Source organism: Stenotrophomonas sp., assembly GCF_032099025.1.
In the GTDB taxonomy this organism is placed as follows: Bacteria; Pseudomonadota; Gammaproteobacteria; order Xanthomonadales; family Xanthomonadaceae; genus Stenotrophomonas.
In genome coordinates this window covers 1-17,649 of the sequence record NZ_DAMCID010000011.1, presented here as the reverse complement: position 1 = coordinate 17,649, position 17,649 = coordinate 1, and the positions used below count along the sequence as shown (strand labels likewise).

Annotated in this window: 18 protein-coding genes; 4 read left to right on the top strand and 14 right to left on the bottom strand. The window is 62.7% G+C overall.

Annotated elements, in window-relative coordinates; translation table 11 throughout:
- Positions 1 to 570: 570 nt before the first annotated feature.
- Positions 571 to 2,859 (bottom strand): NADP-dependent malic enzyme, encoded by a 2,289-nt coding sequence (locus RT456_RS09595; RefSeq protein ID WP_313345681.1) that lies wholly within the window; start codon positions 2,857 to 2,859, stop codon positions 571 to 573.
- Between the two features lie 255 nt (positions 2,860 to 3,114).
- Positions 3,115 to 4,470 carry a dicarboxylate/amino acid:cation symporter gene (locus tag RT456_RS09590; protein ID WP_313345679.1) on the bottom strand — a complete coding sequence of 452 codons (1,356 nt, stop codon included), beginning with the start codon at positions 4,468 to 4,470 and terminating at the stop codon, positions 3,115 to 3,117.
- Between the two features lie 260 nt (positions 4,471 to 4,730).
- Here RT456_RS09590 and RT456_RS09585 point away from each other — a divergent pair, with 260 nt between their 5' ends.
- Together RT456_RS09585 and RT456_RS09580 are read left to right on the top strand one after the other, a co-directional pair.
- Positions 4,731 to 5,903 carry a porin gene (locus RT456_RS09585; RefSeq protein WP_313345676.1) on the top strand — a complete coding sequence of 391 codons (1,173 nt, stop codon included), beginning with the start codon at positions 4,731 to 4,733 and terminating at the stop codon, positions 5,901 to 5,903.
- Positions 5,904 to 5,959: 56 nt separating this feature from the next.
- Positions 5,960 to 8,608: a PAS-domain containing protein gene (locus RT456_RS09580; protein ID WP_313345673.1), complete on the top strand. Its 2,649-nt coding sequence runs from the start codon at positions 5,960 to 5,962 to the stop codon at positions 8,606 to 8,608.
- A gap of 142 nt (positions 8,609 to 8,750) precedes the next feature.
- On the opposite strand, the gene RT456_RS09575 is transcribed toward RT456_RS09580, so the two are convergent.
- The 4 genes from RT456_RS09575 to RT456_RS09560 all read right to left on the bottom strand — a co-directional run bounded on the left by RT456_RS09575 (position 8,751) and on the right by RT456_RS09560 (position 11,741).
- The gene (locus RT456_RS09575; RefSeq protein ID WP_313345670.1) at positions 8,751 to 9,086 is read right to left on the bottom strand and encodes a hypothetical protein; all 336 of its coding nucleotides are present in this window, start codon (positions 9,084 to 9,086) and stop codon (positions 8,751 to 8,753) included.
- An 885-nt stretch (positions 9,087 to 9,971) separates the two neighbouring features.
- Positions 9,972 to 10,289, bottom strand: coding sequence for a hypothetical protein (locus RT456_RS09570; protein ID WP_313345667.1), 318 nt, complete (start codon positions 10,287 to 10,289; stop codon positions 9,972 to 9,974).
- A 128-nt stretch (positions 10,290 to 10,417) separates the two neighbouring features.
- Entirely contained in the window at positions 10,418 to 10,810 is a 393-nt protein-coding gene (locus RT456_RS09565) for a hypothetical protein (RefSeq protein WP_313345664.1), read from the bottom strand.
- A 610-nt stretch (positions 10,811 to 11,420) separates the two neighbouring features.
- The gene (locus RT456_RS09560) at positions 11,421 to 11,741 is read right to left on the bottom strand and encodes a hypothetical protein (protein ID WP_313345661.1); all 321 of its coding nucleotides are present in this window, start codon (positions 11,739 to 11,741) and stop codon (positions 11,421 to 11,423) included.
- Between the two features lie 85 nt (positions 11,742 to 11,826).
- Here RT456_RS09560 and RT456_RS09555 point away from each other — a divergent pair, with 85 nt between their 5' ends.
- Positions 11,827 to 12,207, top strand: a complete 381-nt coding sequence (locus RT456_RS09555; protein ID WP_313345658.1) for a hypothetical protein — start codon at positions 11,827 to 11,829, stop codon at positions 12,205 to 12,207.
- Positions 12,208 to 12,589: 382 nt separating this feature from the next.
- On the opposite strand, the gene RT456_RS09550 is transcribed toward RT456_RS09555, so the two are convergent.
- The 6 genes from RT456_RS09550 to RT456_RS09525 all read right to left on the bottom strand — a co-directional run bounded on the left by RT456_RS09550 (position 12,590) and on the right by RT456_RS09525 (position 15,914).
- Entirely contained in the window at positions 12,590 to 13,198 is a 609-nt protein-coding gene (locus RT456_RS09550; protein ID WP_313345656.1) for a hypothetical protein, read from the bottom strand.
- A 190-nt stretch (positions 13,199 to 13,388) separates the two neighbouring features.
- Complete coding sequence (locus tag RT456_RS09545) at positions 13,389 to 13,865, bottom strand: hypothetical protein (protein ID WP_313345653.1); 477 nt, start codon at positions 13,863 to 13,865, stop codon at positions 13,389 to 13,391.
- Positions 13,858 to 14,235, bottom strand: a complete 378-nt coding sequence (locus tag RT456_RS09540) for a hypothetical protein (protein WP_313345650.1) — start codon at positions 14,233 to 14,235, stop codon at positions 13,858 to 13,860. The genes RT456_RS09545 and RT456_RS09540 overlap by 8 nt, the downstream gene beginning before the upstream one ends.
- 118 nt (positions 14,236 to 14,353) lie before the next feature.
- Complete coding sequence (locus RT456_RS09535; protein ID WP_313345647.1) at positions 14,354 to 14,686, bottom strand: hypothetical protein; 333 nt, start codon at positions 14,684 to 14,686, stop codon at positions 14,354 to 14,356.
- 144 nt (positions 14,687 to 14,830) lie between these two features.
- Complete coding sequence (locus RT456_RS09530; RefSeq protein WP_313345645.1) at positions 14,831 to 15,205, bottom strand: hypothetical protein; 375 nt, start codon at positions 15,203 to 15,205, stop codon at positions 14,831 to 14,833.
- Positions 15,206 to 15,455: 250 nt separating this feature from the next.
- A complete protein-coding gene (locus RT456_RS09525) occupies positions 15,456 to 15,914 on the bottom strand; it encodes an ankyrin repeat domain-containing protein (RefSeq protein WP_313345642.1) in 459 nt (152 codons plus the stop codon).
- A gap of 114 nt (positions 15,915 to 16,028) precedes the next feature.
- Here RT456_RS09525 and RT456_RS09520 point away from each other — a divergent pair, with 114 nt between their 5' ends.
- On the top strand, positions 16,029 to 16,484 hold the full coding sequence (locus RT456_RS09520; RefSeq protein WP_313345639.1) for a hypothetical protein: 456 nt from the start codon (positions 16,029 to 16,031) through the stop codon (positions 16,482 to 16,484).
- A 24-nt stretch (positions 16,485 to 16,508) separates the two neighbouring features.
- Here RT456_RS09520 and RT456_RS09515 read toward each other — a convergent pair whose 3' ends face one another.
- Positions 16,509 to 16,814 carry a hypothetical protein gene (locus RT456_RS09515; RefSeq protein ID WP_313345636.1) on the bottom strand — a complete coding sequence of 102 codons (306 nt, stop codon included), beginning with the start codon at positions 16,812 to 16,814 and terminating at the stop codon, positions 16,509 to 16,511.
- 119 nt (positions 16,815 to 16,933) lie between these two features.
- Positions 16,934 to 17,649 (bottom strand): RHS repeat-associated core domain-containing protein (locus RT456_RS09510; RefSeq protein WP_313345633.1); only part of this gene is annotated, 716 nt, incomplete at its 5' end.

The window sequence follows — 17,649 nt, the reverse complement described above, 5'->3', positions numbered from 1 at the left end:
CGTGGCTCTACCCCGGTGGGGTTGCGTGCAGCCACGCAGGGCGTGGCTCTACCCCCGGTGGGGTTATGTGCAGCCACGCAGGGCGTGGCTCTACTCCGGTGGGGTTATGTGCAGCCACGCAGGGCGTGGCTCTACCCCGGTGGGGGCCGCATGCCCCCACCCGGGCGTTCCTCGCCGATCAGCGGGCGCCGATCAACCCGGCATAAAGCGCGAACAGCTGCTTGAAGTACCGCTTCGTGGGACGAGTGCGCATGGCGCGGTTTCCGAGGGGGGGGAAGTGGTCGGGCCCAGGGTGGCGGGGTCCAGCGGACCACCGCCACGGCCGGGCCGCGTGGGGGTATTGGGCGCTTGGGAGGTTGCAGGCCGGTGACGCTGGGGCTGCGGTGATATGTCCGGTAGCGCCGGCCGTTGGCCGGCCTGCGGGGTCCTCAAACGCAAAAGGGATCGGTGCGGGGCACCGATCCCTTTTTCAATGTCGCCCGGCCAGCGGCCGGTCGCTACGCATCCGCGTTCCGCGCTGCGAAACCGGACCGCACGTTATGCGGTCCGCAGCTTGAAGCAATGAAGGCGTTACGCCTTCTCTGCTTCAAGCTGTTTGCGGATTTGCGCATCCACCGCGGCAATGGCGGTCATGTTGAGCACGCGGCGCGAGGTCGCGCTGGTGGTCAGGATGTGCGCCGGCTTGGCCACGCCCATCAGGATCGGACCGATCGCCACACCGTCGGTGAACACGCGCACCAGGTTGTAGGCGATGTTGGCCGCTTCCAGGTTCGGCAGCACGAACAGGTTGGCGCGGCCCTTCAGCGTGCTGTCGGGCAGCAGCTTGTGGCGCAGCGCTTCGTCCCACGCCGTGTCACCCTGCATTTCACCATCTACATTCAAACGCGGGTTGCGCTTGAGCAGCAGGTTGCGCACGGTGCGCATCTTCAGCGCGTCCTTGGAATCGTGGCTGCCGAAGTTCGAGTGCGACAGCAGCGCCACCTTCGGCTCGATCCCGAACAGCTTCATGCGGTAGGCCGCCTGCAGCGTGGCCTCGCAGATCTGCTCGGCGGTCGGGTCTTCCTGCACGTGGGTGTCCACGAAGAAGAACACACCCTGCTGGTTGATCACGCCGGTCATGGCCGAGGTCGAAGTGACCTTCGATTCCAGCGGCAGCACGCTGCGCACGTAGCCCAGCTTCTTGTGGAAGCGGCCCACCACGCCGGTGAGCATGGCATCGGCTTCGCCGCGCGCCACCATCACCGCCGCGATCAGCGTCGGGCGCGAGCGCATCAGGTTCTTGGCCGCCGCCACCGTCACGCCGCGGCGGCCGGTGAGGTTGTGGTAGTACTGCCAGTACTCGTTGAAACGCGGGTCATCGTTGATGTTGGTCACGTCGAAATCGACGCCGGCCTTCATGCGCAGCCCCATGCGCTCGATACGCGATTCAATCACGTCCGGGCGGCCGATCAGGATCGGCAGCGCCAGGCCCTCATCGACCACGTTCTGCACCGCGCGCAGCACCACTTCTTCTTCGCCTTCGGCATACACCACGCGCTGCTTGTCGGCGCGCGCTCGGTCGTACACCGGCTTCATCATCAGGCTGGTGCGGTAGACGAACTGGGCCAGCTTCTCGCGGTAGGCGCCCATGTCGGCAACCGGGCGCTCGGCCACGCCCGAATCCATCGCGGCCTGCGCCACGGCGGCCGACAGTTCCACCAGCAGGCGGCGGTCGAACGGACGCGGAATCAGGTAGTCGCGGCCGAAGCTGGGCGTGTCATCGCCGTATGCCGAGCCCAGGTCGCTGGCTTCGCGGCGTGCCATCGCGGCGATCGCGTGCACGCAGGCGATCTTCATCTCTTCGTTGATCGCGGTGGCGCCCACGTCCAGCGCGCCGCGGAACAGGTAAGGGAAGCACAGCACGTTGTTGATCTGGTTCGGGTAGTCCGAACGACCCGTGCCGATCAATGCATCCGGGCGCACGCTGCGCGCCACTTCCGGCATGATTTCCGGCGTGGGGTTGGCCAGCGCGAAGATCACCGGATCCTTGGCCATGGTCTTGACCATGTCCGCAGTGAGGATGCCCGGGGCCGACAGGCCCAGGAAGATGTCCGCGCCGTCGACGATCTCGGCCAGCGTGCGCTTGTCGGTCTCGCGTGCGTAGCGGGCCTTTTCCGGGTCCAGGTCGGTGCGGCCGGTATGGATCACACCGTCGCGGTCGAAGGCCAGGATGTTTTCCTTGCGCAGGCCCAGCGACACCAGCATGTTCACGCACGAGATGCCCGCCGCGCCCATGCCGGTGGTGGCCAGCTTCACGTCTTCGATCTTCTTGCCGGTGACCACCATGGCGTTGAGCACCGCTGCACCCACGATGATCGCGGTGCCGTGCTGGTCGTCATGGAACACCGGAATGTTCATGCGCTCGCGCAGCTTGCGCTCGACGATGAAGCACTCCGGCGCCTTGATGTCTTCGAGGTTGATGCCGCCGAAGGTCGGCTCCAGCGAGGCGATGATGTCGACCAGCTTGTCCGGATCGTTCTCGTTGATCTCGATGTCGAACACATCGATGCCGGCGAACTTCTGGAACAGCACGCCCTTGCCTTCCATCACCGGCTTGCCGGCCAGCGGGCCGATGTTGCCCAGCCCCAGCACGGCGGTGCCGTTGGAAATGACCGCGACCAGGTTGCCGCGGGCGGTGAGCTCGCTGGCCTGCTGCGGGTCGGCCAGGATCGCTTCGCAGGCATGGGCCACGCCCGGCGAGTAGGCCAACGACAGGTCACGCTGGGTCAGCATCGGCTTGGTCGCCGTGACCTTGATCTTGCCCGGCGGCGACATGCGGTGGTAATCGAGTGCGGCCTGTTTGAAATCTTCGTTGGACATCGCTTTCTACAGATGAATGGGCGAGAGGAACAAGGGATCATACCCCCGTTGGCGTGGGTGGACCTGTCGCTACGCTGTCGCAATCATGCTGCAACCGCACATATCGAAGGCCGTGCGCAGGCGTATGCAACGCCAGACTGCCGGAACCCGATGACAGCCCGCATCACCAGAATACCCGTGAAAAAAGCCAGGGTCGTGCCACCCAAGGGGGAGCGGCACGACCCTGCCACACACACATCGGGGGGAGGGGCGTGGTCAGTGGGCGGGCAGCGGCGCGGTCAGCGGCGAGGGCTGGTCGTCGGTGGCCAGCGGCGGCAGCTCGGCTTCACGGCCGTCCAGGGCCAGCGCCAGGCGGTCGCGGTCCAGCGCATTTTCCCAGCGCGAGACCACCACGGTGGCCACCGCGTTGCCGATGAAGTTGGTCAGCGAGCGGCATTCGCTCATGAAGCGGTCCACGCCCAGGATCAGCGCCATGCCGGCCACCGGCACCTCCGGCACCACCGCCAGGGTGGCGGCCAGGGTGATGAAGCCCGCACCGGTCACGCCGGCGGCGCCCTTGGAGCTCAGCATCGCCACCAGCAGCAGCGCGATCTGGTGACCCAGGGTCAGTTCGGTATTGGTGGCCTGGGCGATGAACAGCGCGGCCAGGGTCATGTAGATGTTGGTGCCGTCCAGGTTGAACGAGTAGCCGGTCGGGACCACCAGCCCCACCACGGACTTGCTGCAGCCGGCCTTTTCCATCTTCTCCATCAGCGAGGGCAGCGCCGATTCCGAGGACGAGGTGCCCAGCACCAGCAGCAGCTCGGCCTTGAGGTAGCGGGCCAGCTTGAACACCGAGAACCCGCACAGGCGGCACACCACCCCCAGGATCACGGCCACGAACAGGAACGCGGTGAGGTAGAACGAGCCCACCAGCCAGGCCAGGTTGATCAGCGACCCCACGCCGTACTTGCCGATGGTGAAGGCGATGGCACCGAAGGCGCCGATGGGCGCGGCCTTCATCAGGATGTGGACCAGGCGGAACACCGGCGCGGTCAGCGCCTCCAGGAAGGTCAGCACCGGGCGGCCCTTTTCACCCACCAGGGCCAGCGAAATGCCGAACAGCACCGCCACGAACAGCACCTGCAGGATGTTGCCATCCACGAAAGCGCTCACCAGCGTGGCCGGGATGATGTCCATGACAAAGCCGGTGAGGGTCAGCTCGTGGGACTTCTCCACGTAGCTGTGCACCGCGGTCTGGTCCAGGTCGGCCGGGTTGATGTTCATGCCCGCGCCCGGCTGGACCACGTGCGCCACCACCATGCCCACGATCAGCGCCAGAGTGGAGAAGAACAGGAAGTAGGCCATCGACTTGGCGAACACCCGGCCCACCGTGCGCAGGTGGGTCATGCCGGCGATGCCGGTGACGATGGTCAGGAAGATGACCGGGGCGATGATCATCTTCACCAGCTTGATGAAGCCATCGCCCAGCGGCTTGAGCGATTCGGCGAAGGCCGGCTCGAAATGACCGAGGGTGGCGCCCAGGACGATCGCCACCACCACCTGGAAATACAGCTGGCGGTAGAACGGCAACGGCTTGGCCGCAAGGGGGGCAGCGGTGGGAACGTGCATGGGAAGCTCCGGCAGTGTCACGATGGATGCCGGCCGCGGACGGCGGCATCGGGCGAGGCCTTTTTACGCCCGGCGCACCGCTACGCAGATAACCTATTGGTACTAGCCCCCCGGTTCAGCCGGCGCCAGTACCTACACTGCAACGGCACCGCGCCCCCACGGCGGCGGGTTGCCGCGTCGTCCGGGCCCACGTGGCCCCACAGTTTTGCCGCACGCGGCCGTTGTTGTTCTGCCCCCTTATTGAAGCCAGCCCTGAACCCATGCGCCTGACCCCCCTGTTTATTGCCCTGACCGCCCTGACCGCCCCCGTGGCCGCCTCTGCCGCCGACTACGACTGGGACAACTGGCCGACCAAGGTCGCCTTCAGCGACGGCACCGAACTGGCCGCCACCGCCAACATCGCCTACGACCTGAACGACTTCTCCGGTGACAGCGGCATTGAAGATGCCGACGCCGTGCGCCGCAAGGAGTTCGGCGCGACCCTGAAGAAGAAGGGCGTGTACGACGCCATGGTCTATTACGACTTCCAGGCCGACACCTGGCTTGACGTCTTCTTCCGCTTCGAGAGCAAGGCCGTGTTCGGCAAGGACGTGGGCCGCTTCCGCTTCGGCTACATGAAGACGCCGGTCGGCCTGGATTCCAACACCTCCTCGCGTGCCGGCAGCTTCGTGGAAACCGCCCTGCCCGTGCAGGCCTTCTACGCCGGCCGCCGCACCGGTGCCGAGTGGGTGCTGGAGCGCCCGCAGTACCTGATGCAGGTGGGCGCCTATGGCGGCAAGGACCTGCAGGGTGACAACCCGGGCACCACCCAGGCCGTGCGCGGCGTGTGGACCCCGGTGAAGGCACCGGGCGATGTGATTCACCTGGGCCTGGCCTATTCGCAGGAAAACCCGCGCGGCTACCGCGATGGCCGCGATGTGCACCATGAAGCCAGCGCCCGCCTGCGCGCGCGCCCGGAAGCCGGCCTGACCGACATCCGCCTGGTCGATTCCGGTGCCCTGGTCACCGCCGACCAGATCCGCCGCACCGGCCTGGAAGGCATCTACATCCATGGCCCGTTCTCGGTGCAGGCCGAAGCCCTGCGTGCCACCGTCACCCGTGACGGCAAGCCGGACTTCACCGGAGACGGCCAGTACGCCATGGCCAGCTGGATCGTCACCGGCGAATCGCGCCCGTACGCCGCCGGCGCGGTGGCCAACGTCAAGCCGGCACACGGCTATGGCGCGGTGGAACTGCTGGCCCGCTACAGCCGCATCGACCTGGACGATGGCGACGTGCTCGGCGGCCGCCAGCATGACTGGACCGTCGGTGCCAACTGGTACCTCACCAGCCACTTCAAGTTCCAGGCCAACTACGTCTGGGCCGACGCCAGCCGTCGCGGCGTACGCACCAAGCCGGAAATCTTCGAACTGCGCGCCCAGGTTCACTTCTGATCGGCAACGGCGGGTGCACGCCACGTGCACCCGCCGGCGCACCGTAAACTGACGCCATGTACCGCGTCTCCCGCTACCGCCCCCTGCTGTTGACCCTGCTGGTCATGGTGGGCGGCACGCTGCTGGCCGCCCTGGTGGCCGGCCGCTATGCACAACAGCGCGCCCTGGCTGCCGAAAGCACCCAGGTGCGCCGCCAGCTCGACCTGTACGCACAGACCCTGCAGCAGCGCATCGACCGTTTCGGCACCCTGCCCCAGGTATTGGCGCTGGACCCGGACCTGCAGCAGGCGCTGGGCCAACCGCTGGACGCGGGCGAACGGCAGCGGCTCAATCTCAAGCTGCAGCAGGCCAACAACGTCACCCGCGCCTCCACCCTGACCCTGATCGACCGCCATGGCGTTGCCGTGGCCGCCAGCAACTGGGACCAACCCACTACCAACGTGGGCGAGGACTACAGCTACCGCCCGTACTTCCAGCAGGCCATGGCCAAGGGCAGCGGGCGCTTCTACGGCATCGGCATGACCACCGCCGTGCCGGGCTACTTCCTGTCCCAGGCGATCCACGCCGCCGACGGCGAGCTGCTGGGCGTCATCGCCATCAAGATCGAACTGCGCGCCCTCGAACAGGAATGGCTGCAGAGCACCGACATCGTGCTGGCCAGCGATGCCCACGACGTGGTGTTCCTGGCCAACGGCGATGCGTGGCGCTACCGCCTGCTGCGTCCGCTGGCACCGGCCGAACGCACTGAGATGCTGGCCACCCGCCAGTACGCCGACCGCTCGCTGCAGCCCCTGCAGGCGCGCACCCTGGACGTACTGCAGGATGGCGGGCGCATGGTGCGCGTGCAGCAGCCGGCGCTGCCGCGCCCCGTGCTGTGGCAGACCTACGTACTGACCGACCCGAACTGGACGCTGCACCTGCTGCACGACGCCAGTGCCAGCGCCGCCGTGGGCCGAAGCACCGCGCTGGCGGCCGGCGGCATCTGGCTGGCGCTGTGCTTCCTTTCGTTGTTCGTGCAGCAGCGGCGGCGGCTGGCCTCGCACCGCCAGCGCAGCCGGCGTGAGCTGGAGGCGGTGCTGCAGCAGCACGCGCAGGAGCTGCGCACCGCCCAGGATGGCGTGCTGCAGGCCGCCCAGCAGGCCGACAGCGGCCTGAGCCGCAGCCTGGCGCACCTGCCGCAGGGCGTGGTGGTGATCGACAGCGAACAGAAGCTGGTGGCGTGGAATGCGCGGTACCTGGAACTGTTCCGCTTCCCGCCGGACCTGATACGGGTGGGCCGCCCCATCGAAGAGGCATTCCGCTACAACGCGCGCCGTGGCCTGCTGGGCCCCGGCCCGGTGGATGAGGCCATCGAGCGCCGCCTGAACCACCTGCGCAGCGGCCGCCCGCACATGCGCGAGAGCGAAAAGGACGACGGCACCGTCCTGGAGATCCGTGGCAACCCCCTGCCAGATGGCGGCTTTGTCACCAGCTATGCCGACATCACCGCCTACAAGAACACCGCCCGTGAGCTGCGCTCGCTGGCCGACGCGCTGGAACACCGCGTGGCCGAGCGCACCCGCGACCTGGACGAGGCAAGGCGCGAAGCCGAGCGCGCCAACCGCTACAAGACCCGCTTCGTGGCCTCGGCCGTGCACGACCTGCTGCAGCCGCTGAATGCCGCGCGGATGTTCGTCTCGGTGTTGCGCGGCAAGTTGAGTGGCGATGCGCGTGAGCTGAGCGAGCATGTGGATGCCGCGCTGGCCGCGCAGGATTCCATCCTCAACAGTCTGCTGGATATCTCACGACTGGAATCGGGCACGTTGCAGACCCACGTGCATGCGTTCGCGCTGTCGCCGCTCCTGGAAACACTGGCGCGCGAATTCGGCATTGCCGCAGAGGGGCGTGGCCTGCAGCTGGACTGGGTGGATACGCGCGCGGTGGTGGTCAGCGATGAAGCGCTGCTGCGGCGCATCCTGCAGAACTTCCTGTCCAACGCGCTGCGGTATACCCCGCGTGGGCGCGTGCTGATTGGCTGCCGTCGCGTGGGCGACCAGCTGCGCATCGAGGTGCATGACCAAGGCCCGGGCATTCCCGAAAGCCTGCAGGGCGAGATCTTCGAGGAGTTCCGCCGGTTGGATGACGGCGTGGACCAGGAGCGCGGCGCCGGGTTGGGGTTGGCGATTGTGGAGCGTATCGGCCGTCTTCTGGGGCACCGCATCAGCCTGCGCTCCACGCTGGGGCGGGGCAGCGTATTCGCGGTGACGGTGGCGCTGGGCGATGCGGCCGATATTCCCGCGCCTGCGGCGGTGCCGGTGGCCGCGCCAGAGCCCGGCGACGACAGCCCGCTGCGACGCTGCCGGGTGTGGAGCATCGATGACGATCCGCGCGTGTGTGCGGCCACGCGCGCGTTGCTGGAACGTTGGGGCTGTTCCGTCGAACTGGCGGACGGACCGCAGGCGGCGCTGGAGATCGCGTCTGCACTCAACGTGCCGCAGTTGCTGCTGCTGGATGTGCGCATGGGCCAGTGGCACGGGCCGGATCTGTATGAGGAGCTGTGCACGCTGTGGCGGGCGCGGCCACCGGTGATTCTGGTCACCGCCGAACGCGATGATGCGTTGAAGGCGCAGGCGGCGGAGAACGGCTGGGGCTTCCTGTCCAAGCCGGTGCGCCCGCCGGCGTTGCGCGCGTTGATGACGCAGCTTCTGGTGCGCCACCGGGCATAGCGCAGACCGGGTACAGCCGACCGGGTACGGCTGACCGGGTACGGCCGACCGGGTAGAGCGGACTGTTAGTCCGCTGCTCCACCGCCGACCGCGCTTCGCGCGAAGCGGACTAACAGTCCGCTCTACCCCGTCGCTCCACTACTTACTCCAACACTTCGCCCGTCGTCACATCCAATACCCGCCGCTTCTTCTTCGGCACGTGATCCTGATAGCGGTAGGGCACCACCACAGGGGTCTCATCCAGCGTCAGTATGACCCGCCTGTGCGCCACCTCCACCAACACACGCGCACCCACTGGCAGCTCGAACCTCTCCAACCACATCCCACGCAGAACAACGCACGGAATGCGGCCACCATCAGGCAGATCATGGCCTGCGGGGTGCTTGAGCGATCCAACGCGCAGACGCTCAGGCGCACACATGCCGATGCGCGTTTGGGGCTGTTGGCTTGAGGGTGAATCCGAATTTGAACGACGCATCTGCCACCTCCGAGGAAGTCTCCCTCGCCGGAATGGCGAGGGAGTCGGGAGGTTGAAATCCGCTCGGATGTGCACGGCGTGACGTATTCCCGCGAAGGTGTTGTATTTCGCCACCCACCCGACATAGGACGTCCACAATTGCTACACCGAAGGAGATTTCAAGCTCCGAGGCAACACCATGCGCAATGCTGCACGCGAAGGGAAATTGCTTGTTCCGAATGATAGACGAGCTTCGGTTGGCAGGAACTACCGCATGTCGCAATGCGCCTGAAGCCGCAAGTGATCATTGCGCGCACGAATAGCCACCGAGCCCGACTGGGTAGAGCGGACTGTTAGTCCGCCGCCGTCCGCATGAACGCATGCCCCACCCGAAACCCAGCGGACTAACAGTCCGCTCTACCCCGCCGGCTTGTGAGCTGCCACCCATGGCGGATTGCCCACGCCCCCTCATCAGCAAGCACCGACACAGCTCCAGTCGTCGGGCCCCAACTCGCTTGTCCGCCCGCACGTGTTGCTCCCCGGGCCGAAGTATTTGAAATCGATCTCATATCGCTCTGGGGATGAAGAGCGGTAGAAAATCCTTACCGGATTCTCAGGCGTTCCCAGCTCTTCGCCTTCAAGGTTCGGATCGATTTCACTGAGCGAGGCCGGATACCTTCCGTGCGCTTGGTAGTACACGTCTATCCGCTGCACGACGCCATTGGCTATTCCCCTGGCCTGCTCAGCACGCGGCCCCTCCCCTGGCGCATCACAGCCCGAGAGCAACATGCTCAGCGAGAGCATCGCCAGCCCACACATGAACCTGGGTCTCATGCCCTGCGCCAAGAGATGGGAAGTCGACTCCCCAAACCTCGGCCGAAGGCACATGAAGCGCGCTCCGCTCATCTACGCCCCATCGTGCTTGAGGAGGCCCCTGACCACGTCGTCGGCGTGCGGAGACACTGCAATGTGAGACCGGACATCGGCCGCCATCAGCTGATCGGGATCCAAATAGCTCAGAGCGATCAACTGCGTCAGCACAGTCTTGTCCGGCGAGTTCTTCAGCCACCAATGAAACACGCCGTTTCTATCGTGTTCGGAGGCGTTCTCCATCCCTGCCTCGTACGTCGCAATGAGCTGGCTCAACAACACCTCCGGAATGAGACCGTAGTCCTTCCACTCCTTCGGGAACCGCATCAAATCAAGATATTGGTCCTTAGTCATTCTCAACCCTTTCCGTCTGACGAATCCGCCACTCGCTCTACATATAGGTTATCTGGAGGGGCTGTCCGCGAACTCCATCTCGGGGGGCTGTCATCCTCCACACCATCAAGCGATGAAGAGGCCCTGGACTATTCCGGCTGCAGCTCTATGAAGAACGCCAGCGACTCGGGCTTGATTCCGACATCTTGCTGGGACTTCACCTGCCCCCACGTTTGACCCAAGTAGTCCGTCCTGAAGGCGACTGGGTTCAACGCTACGCCGCCGCGTGAGCAACTGGCATGAATCATGCTCACTTTCGAGCAGATCATCTTCACCAGCGCACCCTGGCTGATGATGGAGGTCAGTTCGGCAGTCACTGCCCTGGATTGTTCGCGCACCACAAGCGAATCAGACAGCTTCGACCCCTTCAGCTTTGCAATGACTTCCTGCTGAAACGAAGGTGAGCTGCTCGTCTCAAACCTGATGCTATCCAATCTGGCTTCGTGATCTTCGAGAACCCGATTCAGGAGTTCTACGATCACCTCCTCATCCTGCGAGTGAAATGATGATGCATCGATTCGAAGTAGCCACCTGTCACCCGGGGATATCCGCCCATAGACCTGGGAGTCAATCAGTTGACCGCCGTCTACACTAACCGGAAGCAGGTACCTTTCCTTGTACGCGGAGCCAGATGCACCAAGAGGCAAGACAGCAGAGAGAAGCGCGGCCCGCGCCAACGTAGTCTTCTTCATGGAATGCGTCGCATTGGGATCGTCCTCCGGATATCGTCAAGCCTAGCAGGCGCCGCGTCCAACACAGGATCGACGGCCCCCTGCTCTTCGACTCTATTGGGAGTGCCCGGCGGGTGTACTCCCCACAACCCGCCGTTGACAGCACGAAGCCCGCAACGAGGGGCCGTTGGTGATGGCTCTTCTTGTCATGGTATTGGCTCGAACGGACGCAGCTCGCCGGGCATAGCTTTGCTTACATCTGGGCACTCCCGCCATTCTTGTCTCCCACCCCGGCAAAGACCGAACTAGGCATCGAATTATCCCCTGACGTCATCCACATGGAGGCAGCAGGCGCGGCTACCGATGCCCATAGCTCACTAACGGGCACCGGTCGGAGTCCCGCGGGGCCTTCAGCTGTCCCTTAGTCCTCTTCGCGTGAGGCAAAGACTCGATCACTCCAATAGGCATCTCCATCATGAAACCAGTCTGAGAACTCTGGCCAGTCAAACTCGCGCAGCTGCGTCATGTCCAGACCGTACCTGTAGAAGAACCCAAGTAGCTCCATGAGCTCAATCCGGGTGACGGCCGCTCTGTCGACAACAATAAACAACACCCTTCCCTGTCCGTAAAACTTGGTGACGCACTCGATCTTCCCAAGCCAATGAAAGAAGCAATCCTCATCGTGCCGAGAATAGTAGGAGACGCCTTCCGCCTTGAATTCGACCACACCGACCTTACTCATCGTCTCCGCCGCCCGGGATAGACATTTTCATAGCTTTTACCTCCGTCCTTCTGTACATCCCAATGCGGTCCACCGGGCGGATTTGATGGAAGAACATCCCCGCGCGCATCGCCTCCACGCCCTGATCGGCAGCCGAAGAAGACCCCCGAGCAAGCACCTGTTTCAAGAACACAGTGGTGAGCTGGAGCAGGACGACTCCCACAACCGCCATCGCTCGGCGCGTAGTTGTCTTCGCTGCAACAGCCAGATAGCAGAGCAGAACCAGCACAATGAGGAAACACGCCGCCAGGACGGGCATCAACCGACTCCCCTGTCGCTGGCGGAGGAACGCAGCGGAATTCCCGCTCCTGCGCAGAACGCCAAGGACGAGATCAATCCAAAGAAGGCGCCGAACAAGCCGCCCCGCGTGGCAGCAACCAACGCCCGTGCCACCGCGACCATCAGATCGTTGACCTGCGGCCAGTAGTTCGTCCATCCGATGATGGACCCGAGCAACAGTGCGCCGGACGCAACGCCCGCCATACACAGGGGAGCGGCGGAAAGCCTGCTCCTCGCCCGCAACCAACGCGCCAGAGGAACGCCCACCGACGTAGTCATCAACGCCGATCCCGCCATGGCGGCTACCGCGATCGCTGCCGATCCGACGAGTGCAGGCTCAGACCCACTGACCATCACCGGCGCCAGAGCACCGCAACACACTGCGCCCGCCAGCACGCCAACCTTGAACGGCCTCTTGTTCTGCATGCCCCGCCCCCTACGACCGTTAGACACTTGCGCCTTGAGTTCGCCCCACCACCTGCAAGGAGGTACGTGCGCGCTCCATGTCCCCATGCGGCTACGACCTTCAATCACCCCATGATATTCGCTTCTTCAAAGGGTGAGTCGCCGGGATCCGGCCGACCTTCCCATGCATCCAAGCTGTCAAGCTGCGCAGGAGCAGCCTGGATTACCATATCTACGACCTCCGGCCCAGTGCAGTCCTTTGGTATGCGGAGCGGTGACTTCATCGGAATGGATGCACTCACTCTGATGGAGATCGCCTTCCTGGTCCGCGATACAACCTCAACGTGACCTGACTCCGCCCGCCCATAGCAGCCCCGCTTGCCGGCGAACGCACTTGACCCTCTGCTGAAAAACACCCGTGCCACGCCGTCGTCCAGAGAGAATCTATCTCCCGGCTTGAAGCGCTGCGGCAGATGCACAGTGAGCTTGCGAAAGGACGTACCGTCTATATTCCAGGACCGCTTGTAGCGCCTGAAGGCGATGACGGTACCCACACCGGGCTCGATCCGATGGCAAGAAAACTGCAGCTCCCGGGACCCTACATCGATGCATCCATCCGTCACTGAACTGGCATTCTCGACAAAGAACGCCGTCTTCTCGGCGGCAGCGCCACTACCCGAGATCACCAGGCCGGCAAGGATTGCCCAGACACGAAAGCTACCAACAGTATCCATACCCCCTCTCCCTGATTCGCTCCGACCTTGGAGACCCAGCCAATCCTGCCACATCGAGACCTGGGTGAGGTTTGGCGACTCGCTGACGTCAGGGGCCGCCTTTGCAGGGTCCCAGACGGGCCAGCACTTTCGCATTGGCGTACGCCTGCGCCATCTGCATTGAGCGCTGGCGAACCATTCGCACCTTCGTCTAACGCCCCCCACCGCAGTCTGCGAAGACCCTGCGCGGCGGCGCGTCCAGTCGAATGGCTACAACACGACTGTAAAGCGGCTTGCATGACCCCAGCTTGTTGTACACCACATAGACATCGGCGCCGCTCTCAAACCCGGAGAACACCCCTCCGCCTCCATCGCCAATTGCCCTGACAAGATACCAGTTCGAATCCGGCCCACCGAGCCCATCTCTGATGACAACAATTGACATTTCAGCATTGAGGTCGCTTATGGGAATCGACTCAACGCCAGTGTTCTGCATCCAATCGATGGCCGCGGCCTCAGCGGCGGCGCCAAGCAGAACGATTCGACCTGAGCCAATTGGCACCCGCTTTGCGCCTCCTTCTCTGCCGTTGCCTGTCTCAACCCAAGACAATTCGATACCGGCCGAGGTTGCGCATGAAGTCAGCGAGGCCGAGAGCAGCAACACCAGCGCCAGCTTGCGCTTACTCATGAATCGCCTCCTCTCCAGAGCCACGCGAGCGTTGTGACTTCCCGCCGACGACCTGACGCTCCTGTCCGATGCAGATTGCGACGAGTGCTCCCACTTCATTGAAGCCAAAAATCGCAGTCTCAGTTCGCTGACCAGTGTTCATGCCGGCCGCTAGGCAAATAGACACAACATCGTCTTCTTCGTAAACACCGAGGCTCAGCACCTTTGCCCTCAACCACTCAAGATCGGACGACGTCCACTCACCTCCGACGATGAATGAGAAGCCAACGATCTCGATCGAAAGAATGAAGTCGTCCTCCATGTCGAGCACCACGCTCGCCAGCTCTTCTCGAAACGCTGGCACACCATCCTTCTGCAGCACTACACACATTGTCACTTCCTCATCTTACCTCGGCCGTAGCAGCCATCCCCGCGATGGCACACCCCACCTCACCGCCAATCAAAGACTCTAGCGCACCAGTATCCGGGCCAATGCCGCGCACCACCGATCAACCGCAGGGCGTAGGGCAAGAACCTTCATCTACAGCATCGACGCTCTCACGAACTGCATGAGGCAACTCCTTGTCGTCAAGGAGGCAGGCAATCTCTGCACCAGAGGCAGCTTCGATAAGAACTGTGCTACCTGCCTCTAGTGCCGACTCGGCTTCCGCGGCACCAAGCCCAAGCATCCCGCAGGCGCGCTGAAATCCAAAGTCACTGAATGACTGAGAGTAAAAACTCAGATCGAGAACGATGTTCTGCAAACTGAATCCATCCACGTACAGCTTCCGCACGTTGGTAAAACACATCACGTACGCCTCCGGACTTTGAGCGGCGATCATCCTTAGATCGAACGCGTTGCCGCCGGATGTACGTATTGCTGTTATCTCGAAGTCGTGGATGTCTGCCCTGATACCTACGCCCTTGCATTAACGTCTGAAGACGCAAACTGCCGATTCAGCGAACCGCCCTCCGACACGCAATCTTCATAGAGGGGCAACATGGATCACGGGATCTTCCTGAGTGATCACATCGATGATCTCCTCGCCAATCATGAAGGTGTAGTGGGCGAGTTCAATACCATCTCTGGTGTGCATCGACTCATCCGCAAAGTACTTCCGCAGAGATCCCTCTTGAGACTTCAACAAGGCACCACGGATACCGCCCAGCTCCATCAGAAGCCGAAGCCTGGAGCCCTCATCTGAGACACCAAGGAACTCCACCGAAGGGAATTCCACCCCAAGCACCACTGCCTCATCAGATCTTCGCCCTTGAACCAGCACAACTCCATCATCGAAGACGACATTAGAACTGCATGGATGCAAAAGCGGCCCGATTACAACGACATATTTATCTGACATATCTCACCTTCACTCTTGTTCTATTCCCCGACTGAATCTCTATCGTCGGCGAGTCATCTGATGAGAGATGACCAACGTCGTCTTCTCGGCGGCAGCGCCGCTACCCGAGATCACCAAGCCGGCAAGGATTGCCCATACTCGAAAGCTACCCACAGTATCCATACCCCCTCTCCCTGATTCGCTCCGACCTTGGAGACCCAGCCAATCCTGCCACATCAAGACCTGGGCGAGGCTTGGCGACTCGCTGACGTCAGGCGCCGCCTTTGCAGGGTCCCAGACGGGCCAGCACTTTCGCATCGGCGTACGCCTGCGCCATCTGCCTTGGTGTCTTTCCACCCTTTCCTGCACCGCAGGGATCGGCACCGGCTCGAAGGAGGATATCGATGACACGATCATTCTTCATGCTCACCGCCCAGAGGAGCGGGGTATTGCCCCCGCCATCCTTTGATTCCACGTCTGCGCCGTGAGCAAGAAGCCAGTCAACTGATGCCTCCGCTTTGTTCGCGATACTGAAGTGAAGCGGACGGAAACCGTCCAGACGCGTCGCATCCACATCCGCGCCCCGCGCGACAACCTCACTGATCTTTTGTTGATCCTGAAGCCTTAGGGCATCGTAGAACTCCTGCACTTGGGTCGTAGGACCACACGCCGCGACCGATAGCGCGAGGACAATAACGAGGCTACTGGTGGCGATAGTTCTTCTGGTCATTGTGTAGGCTCTAACTGCAGAAGCTCCCAAGTGATGCCTAGAGGTCGCACGGGCAGCCGGCAAGCCAACCTTTCAGGGCCCAGCGCCCAGCGCCATTGTTACTACGCGCCCGCCATGAGCATAGAAGCAAATGCTCGAGCTGGATCGACCAAGCTCGTTGCAGGCGTATTTCTTGTAACGCTATCCCGCATAGACCTCCACGCCCAACTCAATACCGAGGTACGAGAGAGACTCAAGCAGAGAGTTATCGAGCTTGAATCCTACGTGGTCATCGGCAAGTACACCCCCGTAGAACAGCAGCCTACCACCGCTCTCCACCAGCCCATGAGGATAGCCGCGGCGCGACTCGACGAGTTCAATCGCGCACCGAAGCGTGCCTACAAAGTATCCATCCTCTCGATCATAGAGTCCAAACCCCGCAACCGTTTCCTTGCAACAGCTTTCGGCCGAGCCCACGGCCGTTGGCTGCCGTGGTTCGCCAGCCGTGTGACCACTTTTCACATGCATGCCCGTACCTTCCGCAATTTCTCCATGACAGCGTCGCGGGCGAATGACTCTGAGGGCAATTGAACCGCGGCCTATCGCCACGACGGCCTATCCCCACATGAAGAACTTGCACGTGGCATCGGATTGACGGCACAGGAATATCCATTTCACACCTCGCTCGGCATATCCATACGCTGTGTAGTCCTGCCCCAGCAAAGCTTCTATTTCCGCATTGTGGCGAGCCACCGGCGAGACTCCACTCCGTTTCGGATCGAGCTGATGAATGAACGCCGCGTAGTCGGCCGCATCGAACTCGAACTCTCCGTATCCAGCGGGACCTTCGACGTCTGAGACAACCCGAATCTTTTCCGATGAGGCAGGAAGTATGCCTGGAAGCCAACCCTTGTCGAACAAGTGCCGGCTCCTCGCATCGCCCATGTCCGCATAAGACTCTGACCTGTCCCCGCATCCAGTTAATAGTGAGAAGATCAGCAGAGTCAGAAGTATGGCCGTACTGCCAGGAAATCGAATCTTCATTTTATTCCTGGCAGGTACCGTTGATTGATTCCGTTGACTATGTACTTGGAGCAGATCTCCTGACAAGACCCCGCCTGCCCGGCATTGTCTCGTCCGTAGGCATTGGCCGCTTCGTCCGCCAGCCTGTCTTCGTTGTGCCAGTTGGCAACCTCCTGCGAATCCTCTCTAGCAGTTGCTACCGCACATGCCGCCAAGCTTCCCGCTACCCGTCGCGACTGGCAGTTCGCCACACAGTGAAAGTATTTGTCATTGAAGGTCGTGTTGTCATTTCGCATATCCCGATACCCCGATGTCTGTACCGCCGCAGAGGCGGGGACAGTTACCGGGTACCCGATGGCTTCCAATGTCCGGTCGACGTAGTACCTCCAGTTGAAGCCAGGGCCAGCACCCTCTGAGCCAGTGAGTTGTGGAATTGACTCTTCCAGCCCAGCGGGGTCCACTCGTTGAATGGGAGAAGAAGACACATACGCGAATGTACTGAGCCCGCCTCTCAACCCAATTGGATCGCTCTGCGAGTACCGCCCTACCGCCGGATCATAGTCCCGCTGGTAGTTGTAGAACATTCCGCTCGCATCGGTAGCCTGCTGCCCCGGGAAGCGCAGTGCCAGCTCAAACGCTACCCCATCGCCGTCAGGGTCCACGCCCGGCGCCTGATTTCCGAACACCTCGCTCTTGTTGCTCCACTCCCAGATCGCCACGTCACGCACCGGGT

Bases quoted from the DNA above. Each gene is read 5' to 3' on its own strand.
- RT456_RS09545 (WP_313345653.1), bottom strand. From the start codon at position 13,865: ATGAGTAAGCGCAAGCTGGCGCTGGTGTTGCTGCTCTCGGCCTCGCTG.
- RT456_RS09535 (WP_313345647.1), bottom strand. From the start codon at position 14,686: ATGATCGCCGCTCAAAGTCCGGAGGCGTACGTGATGTGTTTTACCAAC.
- RT456_RS09595 (WP_313345681.1), bottom strand. From the start codon at position 2,859: ATGTCCAACGAAGATTTCAAACAGGCCGCACTCGATTACCACCGCATG.
- RT456_RS09585 (WP_313345676.1), top strand. From the start codon at position 4,731: ATGCGCCTGACCCCCCTGTTTATTGCCCTGACCGCCCTGACCGCCCCC.
- RT456_RS09520 (WP_313345639.1), top strand. From the start codon at position 16,029: ATGAGCATAGAAGCAAATGCTCGAGCTGGATCGACCAAGCTCGTTGCA.
- RT456_RS09525 (WP_313345642.1), bottom strand. From the start codon at position 15,914: ATGACCAGAAGAACTATCGCCACCAGTAGCCTCGTTATTGTCCTCGCG.
- RT456_RS09555 (WP_313345658.1), top strand. From the start codon at position 11,827: ATGGAAGAACATCCCCGCGCGCATCGCCTCCACGCCCTGATCGGCAGC.
- RT456_RS09540 (WP_313345650.1), bottom strand. From the start codon at position 14,235: ATGTGTGTAGTGCTGCAGAAGGATGGTGTGCCAGCGTTTCGAGAAGAG.
- RT456_RS09575 (WP_313345670.1), bottom strand. From the start codon at position 9,086: ATGCGTCGTTCAAATTCGGATTCACCCTCAAGCCAACAGCCCCAAACG.
- RT456_RS09530 (WP_313345645.1), bottom strand. From the start codon at position 15,205: ATGTCAGATAAATATGTCGTTGTAATCGGGCCGCTTTTGCATCCATGC.
- RT456_RS09590 (WP_313345679.1), bottom strand. From the start codon at position 4,470: ATGCACGTTCCCACCGCTGCCCCCCTTGCGGCCAAGCCGTTGCCGTTC.
- RT456_RS09550 (WP_313345656.1), bottom strand. From the start codon at position 13,198: ATGGATACTGTTGGTAGCTTTCGTGTCTGGGCAATCCTTGCCGGCCTG.
- RT456_RS09580 (WP_313345673.1), top strand. From the start codon at position 5,960: ATGTACCGCGTCTCCCGCTACCGCCCCCTGCTGTTGACCCTGCTGGTC.
- RT456_RS09570 (WP_313345667.1), bottom strand. From the start codon at position 10,289: ATGACTAAGGACCAATATCTTGATTTGATGCGGTTCCCGAAGGAGTGG.
- RT456_RS09560 (WP_313345661.1), bottom strand. From the start codon at position 11,741: ATGAGTAAGGTCGGTGTGGTCGAATTCAAGGCGGAAGGCGTCTCCTAC.